The sequence below is a fragment of the Thermovirga lienii genome (assembly GCF_036847465.1).
Lineage (GTDB): Bacteria > Synergistota > Synergistia > Synergistales > Thermovirgaceae > Thermovirga > Thermovirga lienii.
Window position 1 is genome coordinate 1 of the sequence record NZ_DAITZW010000007.1, and the last position, 21725, is coordinate 21725.

22 protein-coding genes and 1 riboswitch are annotated in these 21725 nt (G+C 52.4%); of the genes, 7 read left to right on the forward strand and 15 right to left on the reverse strand.

Annotated elements, in window-relative coordinates; genetic code table 11:
- The 3 genes from V7Z69_RS03785 to fliW all read right to left on the reverse strand — a co-directional run.
- The coding region (locus tag V7Z69_RS03785) for a flagellin N-terminal helical domain-containing protein (RefSeq protein ID WP_472132147.1) at positions 1 to 1060 on the reverse strand (1060 nt) is incomplete at its 3' end.
- Positions 1038 to 1325, reverse strand: a complete 288-nt coding sequence (locus tag V7Z69_RS03790) for a carbon storage regulator (protein WP_334138683.1) — start codon at positions 1323 to 1325, stop codon at positions 1038 to 1040. The genes V7Z69_RS03790 and V7Z69_RS03785, both read right to left, overlap by 23 nt.
- A complete protein-coding gene (gene fliW, locus V7Z69_RS03795) occupies positions 1325 to 1816 on the reverse strand; it encodes a flagellar assembly protein FliW (protein WP_334138609.1) in 492 nt (163 codons plus the stop codon). The genes V7Z69_RS03790 and fliW overlap by 1 nt, the downstream gene beginning before the upstream one ends.
- 139 nt (positions 1817 to 1955) lie before the next feature.
- Here fliW and V7Z69_RS03800 point away from each other — a divergent pair, with 139 nt between their 5' ends.
- From V7Z69_RS03800 to V7Z69_RS03815, 4 genes are all read left to right on the forward strand, one after another.
- Complete coding sequence (locus tag V7Z69_RS03800) at positions 1956 to 3092, forward strand: nuclear transport factor 2 family protein (protein WP_148256296.1); 1137 nt, start codon at positions 1956 to 1958, stop codon at positions 3090 to 3092.
- Between the two features lie 96 nt (positions 3093 to 3188).
- On the forward strand, positions 3189 to 3626 hold the full coding sequence (locus tag V7Z69_RS03805) for a YaaR family protein (RefSeq protein WP_014162305.1): 438 nt from the start codon (positions 3189 to 3191) through the stop codon (positions 3624 to 3626).
- Positions 3627 to 3661: 35 nt separating this feature from the next.
- Positions 3662 to 4453, forward strand: a complete 792-nt coding sequence (gene flgG, locus V7Z69_RS03810; protein WP_334138612.1) for a flagellar basal-body rod protein FlgG — start codon at positions 3662 to 3664, stop codon at positions 4451 to 4453.
- 19 nt (positions 4454 to 4472) lie between these two features.
- Positions 4473 to 5000 (forward strand): chemotaxis protein CheW, encoded by a 528-nt coding sequence (locus V7Z69_RS03815; protein ID WP_014162307.1) that lies wholly within the window; start codon positions 4473 to 4475, stop codon positions 4998 to 5000.
- Between the two features lie 2 nt (positions 5001 to 5002).
- Here the strand turns inward: V7Z69_RS03815 and ilvB are convergent, their stop codons facing one another.
- Genes ilvB through ilvN form a run of 7 tightly spaced genes read right to left on the reverse strand, consistent with a single transcriptional unit; the run spans position 5003 to position 12768 of the window.
- Positions 5003 to 6685: a biosynthetic-type acetolactate synthase large subunit gene (gene ilvB, locus V7Z69_RS03820; RefSeq protein WP_334138616.1), complete on the reverse strand. Its 1683-nt coding sequence runs from the start codon at positions 6683 to 6685 to the stop codon at positions 5003 to 5005.
- Between the two features lie 15 nt (positions 6686 to 6700).
- Entirely contained in the window at positions 6701 to 7837 is a 1137-nt protein-coding gene (locus V7Z69_RS03825) for an isocitrate/isopropylmalate dehydrogenase family protein (protein ID WP_334138619.1), read from the reverse strand.
- Complete coding sequence (locus V7Z69_RS03830; protein ID WP_334138620.1) at positions 7834 to 8349, reverse strand: 3-isopropylmalate dehydratase small subunit; 516 nt, start codon at positions 8347 to 8349, stop codon at positions 7834 to 7836. Before V7Z69_RS03830 ends, V7Z69_RS03825 begins: the two co-directional genes overlap by 4 nt.
- Positions 8342 to 9640, reverse strand: a complete 1299-nt coding sequence (locus tag V7Z69_RS03835; protein ID WP_334138622.1) for a 3-isopropylmalate dehydratase large subunit — start codon at positions 9638 to 9640, stop codon at positions 8342 to 8344. Before V7Z69_RS03835 ends, V7Z69_RS03830 begins: the two co-directional genes overlap by 8 nt.
- Positions 9633 to 11174: a 2-isopropylmalate synthase gene (locus V7Z69_RS03840; RefSeq protein WP_334138624.1), complete on the reverse strand. Its 1542-nt coding sequence runs from the start codon at positions 11172 to 11174 to the stop codon at positions 9633 to 9635. Before V7Z69_RS03840 ends, V7Z69_RS03835 begins: the two co-directional genes overlap by 8 nt.
- A gap of 54 nt (positions 11175 to 11228) precedes the next feature.
- Complete coding sequence (gene ilvC, locus V7Z69_RS03845; RefSeq protein ID WP_014162313.1) at positions 11229 to 12239, reverse strand: ketol-acid reductoisomerase; 1011 nt, start codon at positions 12237 to 12239, stop codon at positions 11229 to 11231.
- A 34-nt stretch (positions 12240 to 12273) separates the two neighbouring features.
- Positions 12274 to 12768 (reverse strand): acetolactate synthase small subunit, encoded by a 495-nt coding sequence (gene ilvN, locus V7Z69_RS03850; protein WP_014162314.1) that lies wholly within the window; start codon positions 12766 to 12768, stop codon positions 12274 to 12276.
- A 397-nt stretch (positions 12769 to 13165) separates the two neighbouring features.
- Here ilvN and ilvD point away from each other — a divergent pair, with 397 nt between their 5' ends.
- A complete protein-coding gene (gene ilvD / locus V7Z69_RS03855) occupies positions 13166 to 14848 on the forward strand; it encodes a dihydroxy-acid dehydratase (protein ID WP_334138627.1) in 1683 nt (560 codons plus the stop codon).
- A gap of 24 nt (positions 14849 to 14872) precedes the next feature.
- Here ilvD and kynU read toward each other — a convergent pair whose 3' ends face one another.
- The 4 genes from kynU to cobU all read right to left on the reverse strand — a co-directional run bounded on the left by kynU (position 14873) and on the right by cobU (position 18290).
- Complete coding sequence (gene kynU / locus V7Z69_RS03860) at positions 14873 to 16162, reverse strand: kynureninase (protein WP_334138629.1); 1290 nt, start codon at positions 16160 to 16162, stop codon at positions 14873 to 14875.
- 144 nt (positions 16163 to 16306) lie between these two features.
- Entirely contained in the window at positions 16307 to 16957 is a 651-nt protein-coding gene (gene cobC, locus V7Z69_RS03865) for an alpha-ribazole phosphatase (RefSeq protein ID WP_334138631.1), read from the reverse strand.
- Between the two features lie 11 nt (positions 16958 to 16968).
- Entirely contained in the window at positions 16969 to 17709 is a 741-nt protein-coding gene (gene cobS, locus V7Z69_RS03870) for an adenosylcobinamide-GDP ribazoletransferase (protein WP_334138632.1), read from the reverse strand.
- Entirely contained in the window at positions 17706 to 18290 is a 585-nt protein-coding gene (gene cobU / locus V7Z69_RS03875; RefSeq protein WP_334138633.1) for a bifunctional adenosylcobinamide kinase/adenosylcobinamide-phosphate guanylyltransferase, read from the reverse strand. The genes cobS and cobU overlap by 4 nt, the downstream gene beginning before the upstream one ends.
- A 95-nt stretch (positions 18291 to 18385) precedes the next feature.
- Positions 18386 to 18568: riboswitch (cobalamin riboswitch) on the forward strand.
- Positions 18569 to 18649: 81 nt separating this feature from the next.
- On the opposite strand from cobU, the gene cobT reads away from it, so the two are divergent.
- Positions 18650 to 19699, forward strand: a complete 1050-nt coding sequence (gene cobT, locus V7Z69_RS03880; protein ID WP_334138634.1) for a nicotinate-nucleotide--dimethylbenzimidazole phosphoribosyltransferase — start codon at positions 18650 to 18652, stop codon at positions 19697 to 19699.
- 14 nt (positions 19700 to 19713) lie between these two features.
- Here cobT and V7Z69_RS03885 read toward each other — a convergent pair whose 3' ends face one another.
- Positions 19714 to 19908, reverse strand: coding sequence for a hypothetical protein (locus V7Z69_RS03885; protein ID WP_334138635.1), 195 nt, complete (start codon positions 19906 to 19908; stop codon positions 19714 to 19716).
- A 90-nt stretch (positions 19909 to 19998) separates the two neighbouring features.
- Between V7Z69_RS03885 and V7Z69_RS03890 the strand changes: the two genes are divergently transcribed.
- Complete coding sequence (locus V7Z69_RS03890) at positions 19999 to 21723, forward strand: ABC-ATPase domain-containing protein (RefSeq protein WP_334138636.1); 1725 nt, start codon at positions 19999 to 20001, stop codon at positions 21721 to 21723.
- Positions 21724 to 21725: the final 2 nt, after the last annotated feature.

Consider the following 21725-nt stretch of genomic DNA (forward strand, 5'->3'; position numbering starts at 1 on the left):
CGGTGAAGTACTTGTTGAAGTCATCGCTGGCCTCCAATCCTGCCTTGATCTCTGTAGCATCGGAACCGCTACCTGATAACACAATGCTGGAAACCGAGAAGGTCTTTCCGTTTATGGTGAAGTCGAAGTCCAAAGTATCCCCATTTGTACTGCCGCTTTGTATTACCATCTTCGCTGCGGCCTTACGGCCCTCTCCCGCGGTCTGGCTCTCTATTTCGCCGCCGGAACCGCTTCCCAGGGTGAAGACGTTGGATACCTGAACCTGGGCGGTTCCCGCCTGGAGAAGGTCAACGGAGATCTTGTAGTTGCCCTCGTTCGTGACCGTACCACGGGCGTAAACCTTGGTCGTGGACTTGTCAGTGGATACTATCGCGGAAGCAGTTCCATCCAACAGCTTTTTGGTGTTGAACGTGGTGGTGTCGGAGATCCTGTCGAGCTCCTGAGTGAGCTGGTCTATCTCCGACTGGATGGCCTGGCGGTCGTTGGCCGTCAGGGTGTCGTTGGCAGCCTGAACCGAGAGTTCCCTCATCCTTTGGAGGATGGACTGGGTCTCGTTCAAGGCACCCTCTGCCGTCTGGATCAGAGAGATGCCGTCCAGAGAGTTGCTTACTGCCTTGTCCAAACCTGCGGTCTGGGCCCTCATCTTCTCTGATATGGCAAGTCCTGCGGCGTCGTCTGCGGCACTGTTGATCCTAAGACCAGTGGACAACCTGGTCAGAGACCTGGAGAGGGCGTGTTCGTTGGTCCTCAAGCTGTTCTGAGTGACCATTGAGTTGATGTTGTGATAAATACGCATGCTACTCAAACCTCCTTGTTCTGTCGATTTTCCATCCTTGGAATTTACCCCTTGCGGGGTCTCTGACAAAAGCTGCCGGCCTGCTTTTGCCTCTCTATTGAAAATATAAGAGAGATAGTTTCGCCAAACAACCAACAAAGGATTTTTTTCGAAGGCCAGCTCAAGCTCTTCGCCGTAGCCTCCGATGTATGTATCGGCATTTCGCAGGGAATTGTCAATACCCTCTGATGGAAGTATCCCTTCAACTGGTTGAGGCGCTCCCATCCTCTTCTTTTTCCTCCTTCTGCCTTTTGGGGCGGCTTTTCAGCAGGGATTCCAAGATGTCGAGGTTTTCCCTTGCCGTTTCAGCGGCTGCCCTGTTGGCTTCCGTAACCTCCACCAGGATCTCCTTTCTCCATATGTTTATGCTTTTTGGGGCCTTTATGCCCAACCTGACGAAGTTGTTGCCCACCTCGATTACTCTCACCTCTATGCCCCCACCGGCATCTATGACTATGCTCTCGTCCTTGCGCCTGGTCAAAACGAGCATCACTCTTCACCGCCCTGTCTCTTTTGGGCCTCTACGGACCTTTCTATCTTGGCCCTCTCCTCCTCGGATACCAGAGGGGTTCGAACGCTGTAGCGTTCGTCCATCAATACCACCTGTTCCCCTAATCGCAGGGAGGGGTTTATGACTATGGGGGCCAGAAGGTTGGCTGTGCCCATCCATGGCTTGTCCCTGGGCAAGTTCAAGACCACCATGAGGACCCCTTGGTCCAGGCTGGAGAGCCTAAGCCTCTTTAGATTTTCCTCTGGGATGTGGGGGGAGTAGGCAGGGTCCACAACTTCGGGGCTCGTAACGGGAAGGCATATATGACCGCAGTCCAGGCAGATCATCCACTTTATTACGTCCTCGTCTTCGCCTGCAAAAAACCACCTCTTAGCTCCGCCGAAGCCGGGAAGGCCGTTGGGGAAGGTTATGATGGCCTTTTCATCCACCTCCACCTCGCCCATCATGATCGTCTGGACCTTTATTCCCATGGGTTTTGTCTCCTTTCTCGCGAAAAAATGAGATACTTCTCCTATTCTAGCATTATTTTGCTAAAATATTTACTGCTACTGGCTACAATCTGCCTTCTTGGGGGAGTTGTTTTTGAGAAAAATTTCAACGATATTCCTTATGGTGATTATGTTCTCCTTAGGGCTAGGGCTTCCCTCCTCGGCAAAGCCTTCCGTGGAGGAGCTATTGGATGACCGCACCGCCTTCCGATGGGGAAAGGGTTTTTTGGCGTGGGTGGTCCACTACCCGGATTACATAGTGGAACCCTGGGTCATGGAGGTGACAGGGGGAAACGGCGATCCCACGGGCAAAGTGGCCGAGGATTTCAAGAAGGCCCTTAGAATGGATACCTCCACTCCGGTCCTTTTGAGTGTTTACGTGTACGGAGGAAGGGAGGTTAGCCTTGCCCCCCTTTCAAAGGCCTTTTTTTTGAGAAAGGATGACGGAACGGAGATCTCCCCCTCGTACTATGAGAAAACTCTAGATGAACCTATATCGGATTTTGCTCAGGGGCTGGTCTTCTTTCCTAAGGTGGAGGGCCCCTTCAAGCTAGTATTGAAGAAGGGCCATACTTCCGAGTTGGTCTTTGAGTTTCCTGACGACATGAGGGCCAGATTGAAGAAGAATTTACAGGAGGAAGCCAGCAGGATCGCCAAGGCTCAAAGTATGACGAAGGAGCAAAGGAAAGAAACGTCCAATGACTCTTCCCAGCTTGAGGCCTTCAAGGAGGCGGCCGAAAAGTTGCAGAAGGAAAAGGAAAAGCTCCAAAAGACGATCCAGGAGCTTTTGCAGGAGAGGGAGATCCTCAAAAATAGGATTGAGGACCTCTCCTTGGCTCTGGAAAAGGAAAGAAAACTACAACAAGCGCAACAAATCCCAAAAACCACCAAAAAGGAAGCCCAAAAAGCTGAGACTTCCTTGGAGCCCAAGGAAGAAAAAGTGGTTGGGTACGAGAGGGAGGTGCTCCTGGATAAGTTCCTGGAGGCCTGGAAGGCAGGGGATTGGGATGCCATCTTTTCATTGCTTTCTCCGACCATGAGGGCCCAGTTGGGCAACCCAGCGGGGTTGAAGAAGCTCTTTGAAGAAAAGCACCTGCCCGAGCAGCTACCCGACAGGTATGAGGTAAAAAGGCAGGATGATCCCAACAAGGTCGCCGTAACTTTTGCCCCCAAGATACTCTTCGTGAGGACCCTCAGATCCCTGAGGCTAGAGATGGAGAAGGTGGACACAGGGTGGCTCATAGGGTCTTTGAAATGACGTTCCTTTGAGGGTTAAACATTGCCATGTCGCTGCCGAAACAATATATGAACATGTACATGAACGCAGAAGCCGCCAGGAGAGGAAGGACGAAGCATGAGCGGTAATTTGTCGCCGGAGGTAGGACTGGCCCAAAGGTTTTCTGCCGAGGGCATATCAGCGCCGTTGGGCAAATCATCCAAGGGCAAGGGAAAGGCTGTTGAGCGGCCCTTTGGCGAGGATCTTATAAAGGCCCAGTCGGATCAGCTTTTCAAGAGGCTTGACGAGGTGGCGGACAAGCTCTTTCGTTTTCCATCCCAAAGGGTGCTGGAGGAGTACAAGGGTGTAGTGAGGGAACTTTTACAGCAGGTTCAGGGGATGCTCCAGGTAAGGCAGGAGTTTTCCATGACCTCCGGGGCGGCCTTCAGGCTTATAACCAGGGTACATGAAGGGCTTTCCCAAATGGAGAAGGTCCTATCCAGGGAGGCTAAAAGGGTCAAGCTCATGAAGTTGGCCAACGACATCAAAGGGTGCTTGGTGTCTCTTCTTGCTTGATGTAGTGCCATAAACGTTGAAAGGGGAAGTGGGGTATGATAAGAGCACTTTGGTCATCTGCCACGGGGATGAAGGCTCAGCAGACCAACCTTGACGTGGTGGCCAATAACCTGGCCAACGTCAATACTACGGGCTTCAAGAAGCAGAGAGCGGACTTTGAGGACCTTATGTACCAGGTGGACCGAGAGCCGGGAGCTCCTGTGGACCCAGGCTCCACTGTGCCTACGGGGGTTCAGATAGGATTGGGCAGTAGGGTAGTGGGAACTCCAAGGCTGATGAGCCAAGGCGCGGTCAAGATTACTGACAATCCTTTGGATCTGATGATATCCGGCGATGGCTTTTTCCAGGTTACCCTGCCGGATGGCTCTGTGGCCTACACAAGGAATGGTGCCTTCAAGGTGGATGGTGAAGGGCAGATAGTCACCACCGACGGCTATCTGTTGGAGCCCGCCATAACCATACCCGAGGACGCGGAGGAGATAATGATAAGCGAAAACGGTGTGGTTTCCGTTAAGGTTCAGGGAGACCCTCAAGGGCAGGAGATAGGTCAAATTGAACTTGCCCGGTTCATAAACCCTGCGGGCCTTTTGGCTAAAGGGAACAGCCTGTTCGTCGAGACCGATGCGAGTGGGCCGCCCATAGTGGGAAACCCAGGCGAGGAGGGACTTGGCTCTTTAGTCCAAGGTGCTCTGGAGATGAGCAACGTCCAAGTGGTGGATGAGATGGTGAACATGATAGAGGTCCAAAGGGCCTACGAAGCGAGCTCCAAAGCAGTTCAGACAGCCGATGACCTTCTGGCCATAGCCAATTCGATGAAGAAAGGATAACCTTTAGGAGGTGCTTTTTATGACTAGTTTGAATTCCAAAAGCAACGAGGCACAGAGGCCCTCTGGGGACGGATCTAAGAGTTACAAGATAATAATCTTCGAGCTGGGAGATCAGACCTTTGCGGTGGATGTAACCCTTGTGAGGGAGATATTGAAATTTCAGGAGACCCGGCCTGTACCTCACACTCCGCCTTCATTCCTGGGCGTATGCACCATAAGGGGAGAGGTCATACCCGTAATAGACCTAGGAACCTTTTTGAAGATAAGATCCGAAGTGCCCTTGAAGGAAAAGAAACTCATAATTTTAGACTTGGAGGGGCAGCTTAAGGTGGCCCTTGCTGTGGATTCGGTCAGGAGGATATACGAGATAACGGAAGATCAGCTGGATTTCTCCCTCAAGGAGACCTTCCTAGGAGAGCATTTGGCTTGTATAGTGAAACAAGAGGGGGAGAACGTCCTCTTGCCCGATTTTGAAAAGATAATAAAGGCCTTCAAGCTGGAGAACCTAGAGCTCAGCCAGAAGGCCTTTGACGAGGCAGCGCTGTAGCCTCATTTGTTTTCTGGATATAAAAAATTCCCTATTTTCCCTCCCGGGGGCACCATGGGGAAGACCTTTTCTTGGGTGGGAACCATGCACTCCACCAGCGTGGGGCCATGGTGTTCCAAGGCTTCCTTCAAGGTGCTCTCTAGGTCGTTGTTTTCCTTCACCACCCAGGACTTGAAGCCCATGGCTTTGGCCACCTCGGCTATGGAGCAAGCCTGCGGGACGCATGTACTGGCGTAGCGTTCGTTCCAGAAAAGTTCCTGCCATTGGCGGACCATCCCGAGGCTGCAGTTGTTCAAGACCACTATGTGCACCGGCAGGTTGTACCTGGCACAGGTCTCAAGCTCCTGCATGTTCATGAAGAAACTTCCGTCTCCAGAAAGGCATGTCACGGGCTTTCCCTCGTGGGCGAAGGCCACGCCTATGGCCGCAGGGATGCCGAAGCCCATGGTGCCCAGCCCTCCCGAGGTTATGAAGGTCCTGGGCTTTAGGGCCTTCCAGTGCAGCGCCGCCCACATTTGATGCTGTCCCACCTCGGTCACCAGGTGCTCCTCCTGTCCCATCAGACTCCTCAGGACGCGTATGGCCTCCCGGGGGTCAACCCCCTGGTTGCTGGTAGGTTCGGGGGGAAACTTTCTTTTTGCTTCTTCTATTTGGGAGAGCCACTTTTTCCTTGCCTCGGATTTTTTGTCTCCCATAGATTCAAAGAGGGTCTTTAACGCCAGTTCAGCATGGCACCGTATGGGAAGGTGGGCCTTTATGTTCTTTCCCAGTTCCGCCGCATCTATGTCTATATGTATAACCTTTGCCTTTGGCGCAAAGGCCCTTCTGTCTCCCGTGGTTCTGTCGCTGAAGCGGGTTCCGATAGCCAAGATCAAATCCGACTCCGTAAGGGCCATATTTGCCTGAGGTGTTCCGTGCATCCCAGCCATTCCCAAAGCCAATGGGTCCGTCTCGGGGAAGGAGCCCTTTCCCATCAGGGTGGTAGCCACGGGACAGTCGGCTTTTTTCGCCAGCTCAATGAGCCATTTGGAGGCAGAAGAGTTGTTGCACCCGCCTCCGGCCAGTATTACGGGCCGCTCTGACTTTTCCAGCATGGCAACTGCGTCCTTTAACCCCTCTGTTTCCTCCGGCATCGTGGGGTCGTAGCCTGGAAATGTCACCCCTTCGGGGTATTCAAAGGTGCCTATTGCCCTTTGCACGTCCACTGGTACGTCCACAAGGACAGGCCCTGGGCGCCTGGTGGAAGCTATGATGAATGCCGCTTTTAGGGCAGAGGGAAGCTCCTTGATGGACCTAACCAGGAAGCTGTGTTTTACGAGGGGCAGGGAGCATCCATATATGTCTGTCTCCTGGAATGCATCGGTCCCTATGGCTCCGGTCGCTACCTGTCCGGTTATGACCACCAGGGGGACCGAATCCATGTGAGCGTTGGCCAGGCCCGTCATTATATTGGTAGCACCGGGCCCTGATGTGGCAACGCATACCCCCACCTTGCCGCTGGTTCGGGCGTATCCATCTGCTGCATGGCATGCGGCCTGTTCGTGGCGGGTGAGCACCACCTTGAACGGAGCATCGTAGAGGGCGTCGAAAAGGGGAATTACGGCTCCGCCGGGGATGCCAAAAACGTATTCCACACCTTCTTTCTCTAGGGCTTTTGCGATCATCTGGGCTCCGGTCATTTTCATGGGTATCTCTCCTTCCTATGGATGGACCTTTTCAGCGATCCAGTCTCCCACACTTTCCGTTGAGGCTTTACCTCCGAACTCCCATGGTAGCTCATCCTCTGCTGCCTCCTCAAGGTAGCTTCGTACCCCTTCTTCTATTGCCTTTGCGGCCTTTTCTTCCTTCAAGTGGCCGAGCATCAAGGCCGCAGAGAGGATGGCCGCCACTGGGTTGGCCTTGCCGGTTCCTGCAATGTCCGGTGCCGAACCGTGTACAGGTTCGAACATGGAGAGGCCGTCTCCTATGTTCGCTCCAGCTGCCACTCCCAAACCTCCGGCTATGCCCGCCAGAAGGTCGCTTACAATATCGCCGAACATGTTGGGGGTGAGGATTACTCCCCATTTCGATGGATCCTTTACCAAGTGGTAGCATAGGGCGTCCACGTTGGCTACTTGAAGCTTCATTCCCTGTTTTTGGGCCTCGTCCTTTGCCACGTCCTCCCAGAATCCGTATATCCACGAGAGGGCGTTGGATTTGGATGCCAAGGTCACCGTATCCTCACCCCTGGCTTGGGCGGCCTTGCATGCATAGGCGGTTATCCTGCGCACAGCACCTTCTGTTGCGATGCCCACCTGGGCTGCCGCATTGCTTTTTGGGGAAAACTCCAACCGCAAATCTCCGGACATCTCGTAGTTGGCCCTCTTGAGGTTGAAGCTTTGTTGTGAGGTGCTTTTTTCCCACCGTCCGCCAAGGCCTATGTAAAAATCTTCTGTGTTTTCCCTTACGACCACTATGTCCACATTGTCCGCCTTCACTGGGAGGAAAACCCTGGGAAAACTTTTGGCAGGCCGCAGGTTTACGTACTGGTCAAAATGAAAACGCAGTTTCAGCAGGATTCCCTGTTCCAGAATCCCTGGCCTCACCGATGGATCTCCTATGGCTCCCAGAAGCAATGCGTCGTGTTTCCCTATTTCCTTTAGGGCTTCGTCGGGCAGGACCTCCTGGGTCCTTAGGTAATGGTTTGCTCCGTAGGGCAGTTCGGTCCATTCGACGGTAAAGCCAAAAGCGGAAGCTGCCTTTTCCGTGACCTTCATGGCCTCATTTATTACTTCAGGTCCTATTCCGTCGCCTTTTATACAGGCTATTCTGTAGTGCCTTGCTTTGCTTTCGGTCATTTTGCGCCCTCCTCCTCTTTGAGCCTCTCTCTGACCCAGTTGACTAGGCCTCCCTTGTCCATGAGGTCCTGAAGAAAATCAGGAAGGGGAGGGACGTTCCAGCTTTGTCCGGTGGAAAGGTTCTTTATGACTCCCTCGGCGAGGTTGACTTCCACCTCGTCACCCTGGTTTATGGCCTTTGCAGCTTCGGGGCACTCCAGGATGGGAAGTCCCACGTTTATGGCGTTCCTGAAGAATATCCTGGCGTATGATGAGGCTATCACGCAGGAGCACCCAATGCCTAAAAGGGCCAAAGGTGCATGTTCCCTGGATGAACCGCACCCAAAATTTTCCCCTGCCACAATGATGTCCCCTTGGTGGAACTTCTCAGGAAATTGGGGGTCGTGCCCTTCCATGCAGTGTTTTCCAAGTTCTACAGGATCGTCGGTCACCAGGTACCTTGCAGGAATGATTACGTCCGTATCCACATCGTTGCCAAAGACCCATGCCTTTCCGCGAAACGTCTTATTCATAAGAGCCCACCTCCAATGCCTTCAGTTCCTCTTGGGAGAGGACTTCCCGTGGGTCGGTGACCTTTCCTGTCACGGCCGAGGCTGCAGCAACCAGCGGGCCTGACAGGATCACTTCGCTCTTGGGGTGTCCCATGCGGCCTACGAAATTGCGGTTGCTGGTGGAAACGCACCTTTCTCCTGCAGCCAAAATGCCCATGTGCCCCCCAAGGCACGGTCCGCATGTGGGGGTGCAGACTGCCGCCCCAGCCTCTATGAAGGTGCTTATGTATCCTCTTTCCAGGCATGCCTGGAAGACCTCCTGGGATGCGGGTATGATTATGCACCGCGTGGAGGGGTGCACCTTCCTGCCCTTTAACACCAAAGCGGCCTGCTCCATATCCCTGAGCCTTCCGTTGGTGCAGGAACCTATGAACACCTGATCTACCTTTATACCTTCGCATTGCGATGCAGGCTTCACGTTGGAAGGAAGGTGGGGCAGGGCCACCAAAGGCTCAAGGCTTGATGTGTCTATCTCGATGGTCCTCTCGTAAGGTGCATCCTTGTCGGGATAGACTGGCTCGAAGGGCCTTGATGCCCGCTTTTCTGCGTACTTCAGCGTTTTTTCGTCAGGCACGAAAAGCCCCGTTTTTCCTCCAACCTCTATGGCCATGTTGGATATGGTGAACCGGTCGTCCATGGGAAGGCTTTCTACGGCCTCGCCGGAAAACTCCAGAGCCTTGTAGAGGGCCCCTTGGACGCCGAGGTTTCTCAAGACCTCCAGTATCAGGTCCTTGCCGGATATCCAGGCAGGGCGTTTGCCCTGAAAGAGCACCCTTATGGTCTTGGGGACCTTCAGCCACGTCTGGCCGAGGGCCCAAATGGCTGCTAGGTCGGTGCTTCCAACTCCGGTGGCGAAGGCTCCCATGGCGCCACCGGTGCAGGTGTGGCTGTCGGCGCCTATCACTATCTCTCCAGGCAGTATGAGCCCCTGTTCGGGCAGAAAGGTGTGTTCCACCCCGACTCGTCCTTGCTCCCAGTAGAGCATGCCCTGTTCCAATGCGAACTCCTTGGCTTCCTTTGCCTGCTCTGCTGCCGCTATGTCCTTGTTGGGGGTGAAGTGGTCCGGCAGTATGGCACATCTTTGGGGGTCGAATACTTGTTTGGCCCCCATTTTCCTGAAGGCCCTTATGGCGGGAGCACCGGTTATGTCGTTGGCGAAGGCAAGGTCGACGTTGACCTTGCATATTTCGCCTTCCAAGGCCTTCTGGGTGGTCTTCTTTGCGATTATGGCGCTGGCTAAGGTCCTACTCATCTATGTCAACTCCTCTTGCTGCGGCCACCTGATACAGCCTGTTGGTGGCGTTTATGTATGCTTTTATGCTGGCTTCAACGACGTCGGTGCTGGCTCCGCGGCCCTGGGCTTTAAGCCCCTTGTAGGACAAGACGACTCTCGCTTCCCCTACAGCGTCGGAACGCTCGCTTGCTGCGTGAACTCTGTAGCTTTCCAGCTTGGGATCTATGCCTATGATCCTCTTGAGGGCCGCGTAGGAAGCGTCCACTGGGCCGTTTCCTACTGCCGCGTCGGATTTTTCTTCTTCGCCGTCCATCAAGGTTATGGTCGCTGTGCCCTTGCTCGCCGATGCGCTCACGGAGAAACTCACCAGCTTAAACTTGCGGGTGGGGCTCACAGCGAGGATTTCGTCCACTACGAGGGCTTCTATGTCGCTGTCCGTGACTATTTCCTTCTTGTCGCACAGCTCCTTGAAGAGCTTGAATGCATGGGCGATCTCCTCTTTTGAGAGGGCAAAGCCCAGGTCCTCCAGGCGTTTGGTGAAGGCGTGCTTGCCCGAGTGTTTGCCCAGGTGGAGCTTGCTCCCTGGGGCACCCACGTCCTCGGGTTTCATTATCTCGTAGGTCGCCCTGTTGCACAGAACTCCGTGCTGGTGGATACCTGCTTCGTGGGCGAAGGCGTTATCCCCCACGATTGCCTTGTTGGGAGGAACTATGAAGCCTGTCAGTTGGGAGACCAGCTTGCTTATGTGGTAGAGTTTCTTGGTGTTTAGGCGAGACTCTACGCCGAAGTAGCCTTTTTTGGTCTTAAGGGCCATGACTATCTCTTCCATGGCTGCGTTTCCTGCTCGTTCGCCCAACCCGTTTATGGTACACTCCACCTGCCTTACTCCTCTTTTTACTGCCTCAAGGGAATTGGCGACCGCAAGGCCCAGGTCGTTGTGGCAGTGGCAGGACCATATGACGTTGGAGGGGGCGTCTACTCTCCTTATGATCTCCTCTACGAAGTCGCCGAACTCCACGGGGAGGGCGTAACCTACCGTGTCGGGGATGTTTATGGTGGTGGCGCCGCACTCGATGGCGGTCTTGAAGGCTTCGACTACGAAATCCAGGTCCGACCTGCTGGCGTCCTCTGCGGAGAACTCCACGTCGTCCACGTAGCTTCTTGCTTGAGTGACGGCCCTTTTTATCTCCTCCAGAACTTGTTTTCTGTCCATCTTCAGCTTGTACTCCAGATGGATGTCGCTTGTGGCTATGAAGGTATGGATCCGCGGTTTTTCCGCATGCTTCACGGCGTTGTAGGCTGCTTCGATGTCCTCAGGTCTTGTCCTGGCGAGGCCTGCGATGGTGGGGCCTTTTACCTCTTTGGCTATGGTGGAAACGGCCTCGAAGTCCCCAGGGGACGCCGCTGGGAATCCGGCCTCTATTATGTCCACTCCCATGGCGGCGAGCTGATGAGCGATCTGAAGTTTCTCAGCGGTGTTCAGGTTTATCCCCGCTGCCTGTTCTCCATCTCTCAAAGTAGTATCGAAAATCCTTACGTAATCTTCACCCATCTTTGACTCTCCTTTCGAGGGGGACGCACCTTGCGGTGCGCCCCCGACGTTTTTCTAAGCTTCAGGTGCTTCCTTGGCGTCCAGCCAAGGCATCATTTTTCTCAATTCTTTACCGACTTTCTCTATCAGATGGTTTTTCTCCCTTTCTGCCCATTTTTTCATGGAGGGCCTGCCGCACTGGTTCTCCAGGATCCAGTCCTTGGCGAACTCGCCGTTTTGGACCCTCTCGAGGAGGACCTTCATGTTGGCTCTTACATGGTCGTCTATTACAACTTTCCCAGCCACCTTGTCGCCGTACTTGGCAGTGTCGCTTACCGAGTAGCGCATCCAGCTGAGGCCGCCCTCGAACATCATGTCCACTATAAGCTTGAGCTCGTTTAGGCATTCAAAGTAGGCTATCTCGGGCTGATAGCCTGCCTCTACCAGGGTGTCGAAGCCTGCTTTAACCAGCTCTGTAACGCCACCGCAGAGGACTGCCTGTTCGCCGAAGAGGTCCGTTTCCGTCTCTTCCGCGAAGGTGGTCTCGATTATTCCAGCTCTGCCGCAGCCTATGGCGGTACCGTAGGCTAGGGCCATCTCCTTGGCTTGGCCTGATGGGTTCTGGTAGACCGCCAAAAGGCCCGGGACGCCCTTGCCCTCGGTGTACATTCTTCTTACCAGATGCCCTGGGGATTTAGGGGCTATCATGAAGACGTCGCACTCCTTTGGAGGCTCTACCTGATGGTAGTGAATGGTGAATCCATGGGAGAACACAAGGGATGCGCCGGGTTTCAAGTTGGGTTTTATATGTTCCCTGTAAACCTGTGCCTGTACATGGTCTGGCATTAAGAAGACTACGAGGTCGCCCTTCTGGGTGGCTTCTGCCACGGAATAAACGGCAAATCCGTCCTCTTCTGCCCTCTTTTTGGAACGGCTTCCTTCGTGAAGTCCCACCACGACATTTATGCCGCTGTCCCTTAAGTTCTGGGCGTGAGCGTGTCCCTGGCTTCCGTACCCTATCACTGCCACCGTTTTCCCCTTGAGAAGGTCAAGATTTGCGTCCTTTTCATAATAGATGTTCGCCATAATTTACCCACTCTCCTTTTGATGGAATTTTTATTTAGGAATGCCCATTGGCAAAGCCTGCACGTTCCAGGGCTACGGCGCCGCTGGATGAAATTTCAACGAGTCCGAAAGGCTTTACGGCTTCCAGGAATGCCGTTACCTTTCCCCTGTCCCCGGTGGTTTCGAATATTATGGAGTCTTCACCTATATCGACGACCCGGCTTCGGAACACCTCTGCTGTTTGGAGGAGTAGAGGGCGCTGCTCCATTGGGGCTTTCACCTTGGCGAGTACCATCCACCTTTCCACGAAGGGGCCTTTGCTCAGGTCCTTTACCTCTATCACCTCGATGAGCTTTTCCAGCTGCTTTTCGATCTGCTGAACCGTTTCGTCGTCGCCGCTCACCACGAGGGTAAAGCGAGAAATGCCCTCCTTTTCGGTGCGGCCGACGCTAAGGCTGTCCACGTTGTAGCCTCTGCGGGAGATGAGCCCCGCCAGCCGGGTCAGCACCCCTGGGTGGTCTTCGGCCAGGACGCTTATGGTATGTTTCATTTGAATCACTCCCCGATTGATTTCGTTTTTTCCGAAGTACAGGTTTTTGAGTATAAAAAAAGGCCGGAACCCTTTTATGGGTCCCGGCCCGGTTCTGCCGTAGACGTACTAGTCCGCCGGCACTCCGGGAAGGGACCCGCAGCTAATAAGGACGAGTACGACTACTATAAGGACGAGTTCTACTGCTATCCTATATTCGCTCACGGTTATGCCTCCTTCCGGCTCCGGCGTTAAATTCTAAATGGGATTGTACACGTCATTATTTTTCCTGTCAACCCTCCCTATTTACTTATCTGTGGTCAGGTCTTTACTTTTGGTGTTTTTAAATAGTCCTATACATACACCCTAAAAAATCTATAATATTTTATTAGTTTATCAAGCAAAGGAGGTAGAACGAATGTACCGCTCCAAAAAGCACAAGTTGTTTTCCACGAGTGAAGGAGCCTCCAGGAGGGCCATATACAAGGGGTGCGGCTACGACGACGAAGATCTGTCGAGACCTCTTATCGGTATCGTTAATACAGCTAACGATGCCGGCTTGGGCCATGTTCACCTGGATAAACTGGTAGAACGAGTAAAGGCGGGCATATGGCAGGCAGGAGGAACACCTTTCGAGTTCAGGACCATTGCTACCTGCGGTGCGGTTCCCATAGGGACCCCCCACTTGCGGTATGAGTTGGTCATAAGGGATGTCATAGCCTCTTCCGTCGAGATAATGGCCAACGTACAGCTCTTTGATGGCTTGGTATTATTGGCGTCCTGTGACAGCATAATACCCGGGGTGTTCATAGGCGCCCTTAGGACGGGGCTTCCTGCCATCTTCCTCTCCGGAGGCCCTCAGGACACTTGTGAGTTCGAGGGAAGGCAAGTGGTCCTATCCGAGCTGGATCAGCTGGTTTTCGGCGCCCAATATGACCATTCAAGCTCACAAGAGGTGAAGGAGAAAATTCGTTATCTGGAGGATCACGTGTGTCCAGGACCTGGAGCGTGTGCCTTGATGGGGACGGCCAACACCATGCAGATTCTCATGGAGGCCTTGGGGCTTTCCTTGCCAGGCTCAGCGACAGTGCCTGCAACCTCGGCGGAAAAGCTTCGTTTTGCCACGCAGACCGGAAGAAAGATCGTGGAGCTCACCAAAAAGGGGATAACTCCGAAGGATATATTGAGCCGCTCCAGTTTTTTAAATGCCGTCAAGGTTCTTTTGGCCACGGCGGGGTCCACAAACGGGGTGCTTCATCTTTTGAGTTTCGCTAGAGAGCTGGAGATCGAACTTACCCTGGATGATTTTGACCGTTTTTCAAGGCAGGTTCCAGTCATTTCCGAGGTTATACCTACTGGTAAGGCCACAGTTAAGGATCTCAATAGGGCGGGAGGCGTTCCTGCGATCTTGGGTGAGCTTCTTCCACTTCTGGATGGTTCGGCGGCAACCCTTTCAGGTATGACCGTTGGCCAGATAGCAGAAAGAGCCTCGTCCAAGGACAAAAAGGTGCTGCGGGGGCTGGATGATCCCGTCTTTCCCAATGGAGGCATTGCCGTCTTGAGAGGAAACCTTGCGTCGGACGGGGCCATATGCAGGACCACTACGATCCCTTCAGGTCGGTTGAAGTTTATCGGCAGAGCCAGGGTTTTTCACTCCGATGAAGAGGCCCACGAAGCCGTCGTGACGGGCAAGATAAAGAAAAACGACGTAGTGGTAATAAGGTACGAAGGCCCCAGGGGGGCACCGGGGATGAGGGAGATGATGATGACTACCGATGCCCTTGTGGGACTAGGGTTGGGATCTGACGTTTTTGTAGTCACGGACGGCAGGTTCTCCGGTTTTACAGAAGGCGCCGCCATAGGCCATGTAGCTCCCGAGGCAGCGGTAGGCGGACCTATAGGCGTAGTGCAGGAAGGGGACATTATTGACATAGATATCCCGGAAAGAAGGGTGGACCTAAGAATTACCGATGAAGAACTCCAGGAACGCCTTAGGAAATGGAAGCCTTTGCCGCCTAAGGTAGACAGGGGGATTTTGGGCCTTTGCGCTAAAACGGCCCTTCAGGCCGACAAAGGCGCCATGCTGGACGACAGAATATAGGCGTGAAGGGACAGTACTGTCCCTTCACGAAACCATGCTTCGTTCTTTATGGAAGTGTTCGAATTCCCTGTGGTCTATGATTTCCTTTAGCGCCTTGGCAACTTCCCACACCTCTGTGAAGGTGTTATATAGCGCAACGGGAGCTATACGGATGATCCTTGGAGGCCTGAAATCGGGAATGATATTTCTGGCTTTGAGAGCGCAGCATATTCTCCATGCTTCTTTTGGGTGCTCTATGGCCAAGTGCCCTCCGCGCCTATTGTGGTCCCTGGGTGTGGCGATAGAGTAGCAGTAGGGTTCATCTGAGAGGAAGGTATCAACCAGCTCGATTAGGAAGTCCGTCAATTTTAGGGATTTTTCCCTGATTTGCTCGATGGTGGCTTCCTGCTGGATGTCAAGGGCTGCTTCAAGGGTTGCAGCGGAAAGAACGCATGGAGTGCCCATCTGCCAGCCTCCAGCGGATTTGGCGTGCTCAAAGGTTATGTTCATGTCGAACTGCTTCTCCTTTACGTATCCAAACCAGCCTGCCAAGCCGGGTTCCCTTTCGAAATGCTTCCTGTGGAGGAAGAGGAACGCGGGACTTCCTGGCCCTCCGTTCAGATGCTTGTAACTGCACCAGAAGGCGAAATCCACTCCCCAGTCGTGTAGGCGGTGAGGGACTGACCCAGCGGAGTGAGCGCAGTCGAAGCCTATGAAAATGCCCCTTTCGTGGGCCGCCTTCGTTAGCCTTTCCATGTCCAGCAGCTGGCCGCTTCGGTATAGTACCGATGGAAATAAGGCCACCGAGACGGTCTCATCCATGAGGGCTATGAGGTCATCCTCATCAAGGGTGTTGCCGTCCCTGGATTTGGCCAAGATCAGATCCTCTGATGGGTCTTGTCCTTTCAGGCGGATTTGACTTGCAAGGGCGTAAAGGTCAGATGGAAAGTTCAGTTCGTCGGCCAGGATCTTTCTTCGTTTGCCCTCAGGTTGGTAGAAGGTGCTCACCAGGCTGTGTAGGTTGGAGGTCGTGGATCCCGTCATTACTACCTCTTCTGGCTGCGCGCCCACGAGAGGTGCCATCTTGCGCCCCAGCTCTTCTGGCATGGTGAACCAAGGAGGCGAGCCCTTCAGCCAGCCGTCTATGTTGAATGTCTTCCACTCTTCCAGCACCCGAAGCACCCCTTGTATGGATTCCTTTGCGGGAAGCCCAAGGGAGTTGCCGTCCATATAAATCCGCCCTTTGGGAACCTCAAAATGCTTTTTGAAATCCCTCAGTGGGTCAAGCCTGTCCAACTCCTCAGCCTTTGCCCTCATTTCCTCGAATTTACCCATTTTTTCACTCCCTTTCATAGGGCTTAGGTCTTTATTTTTGATGTTTTTGAATTTTTTCTCGAACCTTAGTCCCTATGCCATGCCCCACATATGCTGGGAGGCATCAATGAATTTATTCCAGTCAGCTCAGTTTTTATTAGTATACTATATTAGTATATCTCCTATCATGTAGGTTTTTGCTTTGCCAGCTATCTTTATCCTTCCCTCTGCTCTTTCGCAGAGAAGGACTCCCTGCCTTTCAGAAAGCTGTATAGCCATTAAACTTCCAGGAGGAACGGCGATATCCCAAAAGGCGGACAAGGGTAAGCTGTTTAAGTAGCATAAAATGCATTTGATAGGACCTGCGTGGGAGACAAGAACAACGGTGCCATCTTTATGTTTGGCCGTTATTTTAAAGAGGGCCTTCAAAACTCTTTCTTGGAGTTGGAGCAGTGTTTCTCCCCCAGGAGGGGCAACTTCCAGAGGGTTTGCGAACCAATGGTTCCATAGTTCGCCCCATCCCTGGATTATCTCATTATAGGTTAAGCCTTCCCAATCCCCAAAATGCAGCTCCCGCAGAAGAGGTTCCTTCACGACGCTTAAATTGACTCCTTCCGCTATGCAGGAGGCGGTGTCAAAAGCCCTTCTTAGATCGCTGGAGTATATGGCCGTTATGTTTTCTTTGCGAAGCCTAATTGCAAGATGTCGTGCTTGGTGCCTTCCCTCTTCCGTCAAAGGTACGTTCGTATGGCCGGTATAGCGTAGTTCTTTGTTTCCTTTGGACTCTCCGTGCCTAATCAATATTAGCTTGATCATGATCTTTCCCTCTATTGGAGTCTTGTTGCCATTATCATCAGTGCTAAGATCTCCGCAATCTCGTTTATTGCTCCGTAGGTGTCTCCAGTTAGCCCTCCTAATGTTTGGCTAATTCTTTTTGCTACTAAAAAGGTTCCTCCGCCAGCAACAGCCAAGGAGCATAAACCTCTCTCTCCTAAGAGGATTATGGCCAGTGCGGAGATCAGGGCCGTCGCAACGAAGAACTCCTTTTTGGTGGAAAAACTCCAAAAGCTTTTCCCCAGTCCTTTCTTGCGAGCGTAGGGGAAAAAGGTTATTGCAGGTACCATTGCCCACCTACCAATGGCCGGAAAAAGAGCCAAGACCGCCAAGCGCGTTCCCTCAGGGAAAGAAGCAAGCAAGGCAAACTTCAATATAAGTACTAGTGATGCTATGCTTGCTCCCAGGGCTCCCACTCGGCTGTCCTTCATTATCTCCAGTGCCCTTTCTCTTTCTTTACCGCTGAGGAGGCCGTCAGCTGTATCCATTAACCCGTCCAAGTGGAGACCGCCAGTTATGAGGAAAAAAGCCGCGAGATCCACCCCAGAAGCCACCATGGTGCCCAAAAACTTAGTGGCCAAAGCGTCGATTGCTGCTACTAGGCAGCCCGCGATGAGTCCAACCAGGGGGAAACAGGCCAAGCTGCTTGCCATTTCCTTTTCGGTATAGGTTGCGTTACTGTAGGGAGAGGGAATCCTCGTGAGGAAACCGAGGGCAATAAAGAGGCTTTTCATTGAAGATCATAAACTCCTTTCTCCAATACCCTATTCAGCTGCTTAACGTCTACGGGAATGCCGCATACTAGAAGATAAACAGAGTCGGAGTATAAGGCCATTATCTGATTGGCCTTTCCTAAAAGGTCTCGATAGGTTCTTCCGAGGGGGTATTCAGGCACTACGCCCATTCCTACCTCATTGGTTACTACGATCACCTCTCCTTTGACTGATCTGCATGTGATGGCCAGGTTTTCGATTTCTTCGATAACACGAGAAAAGGATTTTGGATCGTTAGGGTCTTTTTCCCTCAGGAGGAGGTTGGAGACCAGCAGGGCCAAACAATCCAGGAGGATTACCCCATCGGACTTTCCCTCTTTGGCTATTATATCCGTGGGATTAAAGGGCTCTTCCACGGTCTTCCAATTTTTAGGCCGTCTTTTTCTGTGTTCTTGGATTCGAAAAGCCATCTCCTCGTCCAGAGGTTGGCAAGTGGCTATGTATGTGACCGGTTTTTGTGCTTCCTTTGCCAGCCTTTCCGCAAAAGAGCTTTTACCACTTCTTGCGCCGCCGGTCACGAGAATGAGTTTCTTCTCTCTCATAATTTTTCCTTCTTTCCGGTGGATAGTATTAACATATAGAAGATTATATTATAAGTTGATAAGCAGGAAGTTTTTTCATAAAATTACTAAAAACAGCGAAGACAAACCAGGAAGGTGCCCGTAAGGGAGAATAGGGAAGTCCGGTGAGAATCCGGCGCGGTCCCGCCACTGTGACGGGGACTTTGGTTGAGAGATGCCACTGTTGCCTTAGTGCGATGGGAAGGTTCAGCCAAGGGATGATCCAAAGCCAGGAGACCTGCCTTTCTGGAGTTAGTAGGTTGGGATGATGGTAAAGTCTCAAACCGCAGTTGCGGTTTGGGGCTTTTTTTATTGATACCCATAACGAAGGAGGATGGACGATGCTCGAGGAAGCGATAACCCGTATTGAGGACCTTGATTATGAATCCATGGAAAGAGCTCAAAGGAGATTGGATAATTTGACCAAGCCAAGAGGGAGCCTTGGAATGCTTGAGCAATTGGCCGTACAAATGGCTGGTATTACAAGAAATCCAAGGCCAAAACTTGGCAAGAAGGTCTCGGTAGTAATGGCGGCCGATCACGGGGTAGTGGCGGAAGGAGTAAGTGCTTTCCCTCAGGAGGTAACCCCCCAGATGGTGATCAACTTTCTGAATGGCGGAGCGGCCATAAATGTTCTGAGCAGGCACGCAGGTGCAGAGGTGGTTTGTGTGGATGTTGGAGTGGCGGTGGATTTGGACGCTCCAGGTTTGAAGGTAAGGAAAGTAAAGTACGGGACGGACAACTTTGCCTGTGGCCCTGCTATGACCAGAGAGGAGGCAGTAAGGGCCATAGAAGTGGGCATTGATGTGGCTTATGAGCTGATAGAAAAAGGAGCATCTATTTTTGCCATTGGAGAGATGGGCATAGGAAATACTACGCCTAGTAGCGCTATCGTAGCTCTTTATTCTGGAAGGCCCCTTGACGAGGTCGTGGGCAGGGGAACTGGCATAGGGGAAGATAGGGTGCCTGTCAAAAAGAATGCCATAGAGAGAGGGATAAAGATAAACAAGCCAGATGTGAAAGACCCCATCGATGTGGTGTCCAAGGTGGGGGGACTGGAGATAGCCGGCATGGCAGGCTGCATGCTTGGAGCGGCTTCCAGAAGGATTCCTGTGGTGGTTGACGGATTCATATCCTCGGCTGCCGCTTTGATAGCTTCGAAGATAGAGCCAAAGGCCACAAACTACATGATAGGGTCTCATCTTTCACAGGAGCCAGGCCACAAGATAGCCTTGGACCTGATAGGCTTGAAGCCCTTGATGCATTTGGATATGAGGTTGGGAGAGGGCACAGGCGCCGTTTTGGCTTTCAATTTGATAGAGGCGGCACTGAGGATTTTAGACGAAATGGCTACCTTTGAGGATGCTGGAGTCTCCACTGAGATAGCCTAGGCGACCTTATTGGCCTATGTGGAGGAGCTTTTGTTGTATATTCCAGGTTCGCCCTGGGGGGACGCGCCGGTTTCGAAGACGCCGTAGCTTTCACCAAAGTACGTGTCCCCTCCAAAGAGGAGCTTCAATGTGCCTGAAGCTTGGGCTTCAGGCACGAACCCTCCGAAGGCAAGAAGAAACGCAAAAATGCAGCTTAAGTATTTTTTCATGGCAAAACAAACCCTTCTACGGTCAAATGCCAATTATTATAATGATTTAGTTACAATTATATCTCTTATTAAGCTAGGGAGGTTTTTTCGTTGGAGAGCGAACGACTGAAAAAAATATTACTGTCCATAGATGGTCGGGGCTACAAGGCCTATAAGCAGATAGAGGGTTCCTACAAGTTCGGCTTCTTCGATCTTTTCATAGACCATGTTCAGGGAGACCCTTTCGCAGCTCCCAGCAGGCTAAGGGTAAGAGTAAAGCAAGAGGTTGCCCAGATCCCCGGGTGGGCCTTTGAAAACCCTCACAGACAAATGGCTTGCTGTGATTTTATGACCAGAACTTTTGCAAAGGCCATAAGAAAATATGCAGAGGGGAAAAGGGGCAGCGGAAAATCAGGGCTTTTTGCCGTGGATGTTCCAGGGCAACAGGTATTGAAGCGCACGTCCTGCTTGGTTAATGAAGATTTCGTGGAGATTCGGTTTGTGTGCGGTTTGCCCGCGGCAGGAAGAAGGGTTCTGGGCAGAGAGGCCATGGAGATGTTCTTTGACGAACTGCCGAGGATTGTTGAGGAGGCTTTGCTTTACAGAAACATAAACGAAGAAAATTTAAAAAGACACGTGGAAGTAGTGGAGGACCACTTTTACATAAAAGAACAACTTAAAGAACAAAAGCTCGTTTCCTTCATAGCCGATGGATCTATATTGCCCCGAGAAAGCGGAGTTTCCCAGCGTCCCATGAGGAGGGAGGATGCCGTCGCCTTTAGTAGTCCTCCAAGCCTGAGGGTAACGATGACCTTGCCTAACAGGGGAGAGATAACGGGCATGGGCATTCCTGAAGGAGTGACCCTCATAACCGGCGGAGGATACCATGGCAAAACGACCCTTCTTGAGGCTATAGAGATGGGCGTTTATCCCCATATTCCTGGAGACGGCAGGGAATATGTAGCCACTGTGGAGGAGACCGCCAAGATACGGGCTGAGGATGGCCGAAGCGTAAAGGGAGTGGACATTTCTCCGTTCATAAACAACCTTCCTGGAGGGAAGGACACCTCCTTTTTCTCCACGGAGGACGCCTCGGGCTCCACATCCCAGGCCGCGAACATACAGGAGGCCCTTGAAATGGGGGTCAAGCTTTTGCTTATCGACGAGGACACCTCTGCAACCAACTTCATGATAAGGGATGCAAGGATGCAGAGGCTGATTGCCAAGGACAAGGAGCCCATAACGCCCTTCATAGATCACGTAAGAGGGCTCTTCGAGCAATTGGGCGTCTCGACCATCCTCGTTATAGGCGGAAGCGGAGATTACCTGGATGTTGCGGATAAGGTGATAATGATGGATGAGTACGTTCCGTTGGACGTGACCCAGGAAGCTATGTCGGTGGCCCAAAGTATAAAGACCAACAGAGCCAAAGAGGCTCAAAAGGTCCCATTCATACCCTCTTCTAGGGTGCCTGTCCCCGGAAGCATAAATCCTCACCTGGGCAAGAAGCTTAAGATCAAGGCAAATGGTCTTAGAAGTATAACCTTTGGTAGGGACAACATGGACCTTGGTGCACTCTCTCTGCTCGTAGACGAGAGTCAGACTAGAATGATAGCCCAAATCTGGCATTACGCATACGTAAAGGGCTACATAGATGGTCGAAGGAGCATAGTGGAGATAATAGATAAAGTGTTTGGGGACATACAGGAAAAGGGTATGGACGTCATCTCCCCTCACCGCTATGGCCATCCGGGGGATTACGCCTTACCCAGGAAGTTCGAGACGGCTTTCGCGATAAATAGGCTGAGGAGCCTAAAAATTGCAAGGGCGCAATAGGT

Excerpts from the sequence above, each read along its gene's own strand:
- V7Z69_RS03790 (WP_334138683.1), bottom strand. The coding sequence starts at position 1,325 with ATGCTCGTTTTGACCAGGCGCAAGGACGAGAGCATAGTCATAGATGCC.
- fliW (WP_334138609.1), bottom strand. The coding sequence starts at position 1,816 with ATGGGAATAAAGGTCCAGACGATCATGATGGGCGAGGTGGAGGTGGAT.
- V7Z69_RS03800 (WP_148256296.1), top strand. The coding sequence starts at position 1,956 with ATGGTGATTATGTTCTCCTTAGGGCTAGGGCTTCCCTCCTCGGCAAAG.
- V7Z69_RS03805 (WP_014162305.1), top strand. The coding sequence starts at position 3,189 with ATGAGCGGTAATTTGTCGCCGGAGGTAGGACTGGCCCAAAGGTTTTCT.
- flgG (WP_334138612.1), top strand. The coding sequence starts at position 3,662 with ATGATAAGAGCACTTTGGTCATCTGCCACGGGGATGAAGGCTCAGCAG.
- V7Z69_RS03815 (WP_014162307.1), top strand. The coding sequence starts at position 4,473 with ATGACTAGTTTGAATTCCAAAAGCAACGAGGCACAGAGGCCCTCTGGG.
- ilvB (WP_334138616.1), bottom strand. The coding sequence starts at position 6,685 with ATGAAAATGACCGGAGCCCAGATGATCGCAAAAGCCCTAGAGAAAGAA.
- V7Z69_RS03825 (WP_334138619.1), bottom strand. The coding sequence starts at position 7,837 with ATGACCGAAAGCAAAGCAAGGCACTACAGAATAGCCTGTATAAAAGGC.
- V7Z69_RS03830 (WP_334138620.1), bottom strand. The coding sequence starts at position 8,349 with ATGAATAAGACGTTTCGCGGAAAGGCATGGGTCTTTGGCAACGATGTG.
- V7Z69_RS03835 (WP_334138622.1), bottom strand. The coding sequence starts at position 9,640 with ATGAGTAGGACCTTAGCCAGCGCCATAATCGCAAAGAAGACCACCCAG.
- V7Z69_RS03840 (WP_334138624.1), bottom strand. The coding sequence starts at position 11,174 with ATGGGTGAAGATTACGTAAGGATTTTCGATACTACTTTGAGAGATGGA.
- ilvC (WP_014162313.1), bottom strand. The coding sequence starts at position 12,239 with ATGGCGAACATCTATTATGAAAAGGACGCAAATCTTGACCTTCTCAAG.
- ilvN (WP_014162314.1), bottom strand. The coding sequence starts at position 12,768 with ATGAAACATACCATAAGCGTCCTGGCCGAAGACCACCCAGGGGTGCTG.
- ilvD (WP_334138627.1), top strand. The coding sequence starts at position 13,166 with ATGTACCGCTCCAAAAAGCACAAGTTGTTTTCCACGAGTGAAGGAGCC.
- kynU (WP_334138629.1), bottom strand. The coding sequence starts at position 16,162 with ATGGGTAAATTCGAGGAAATGAGGGCAAAGGCTGAGGAGTTGGACAGG.
- cobC (WP_334138631.1), bottom strand. The coding sequence starts at position 16,957 with ATGATCAAGCTAATATTGATTAGGCACGGAGAGTCCAAAGGAAACAAA.
- cobS (WP_334138632.1), bottom strand. The coding sequence starts at position 17,709 with ATGAAAAGCCTCTTTATTGCCCTCGGTTTCCTCACGAGGATTCCCTCT.
- cobU (WP_334138633.1), bottom strand. The coding sequence starts at position 18,290 with ATGAGAGAGAAGAAACTCATTCTCGTGACCGGCGGCGCAAGAAGTGGT.
- cobT (WP_334138634.1), top strand. The coding sequence starts at position 18,650 with ATGCTCGAGGAAGCGATAACCCGTATTGAGGACCTTGATTATGAATCC.
- V7Z69_RS03885 (WP_334138635.1), bottom strand. The coding sequence starts at position 19,908 with ATGAAAAAATACTTAAGCTGCATTTTTGCGTTTCTTCTTGCCTTCGGA.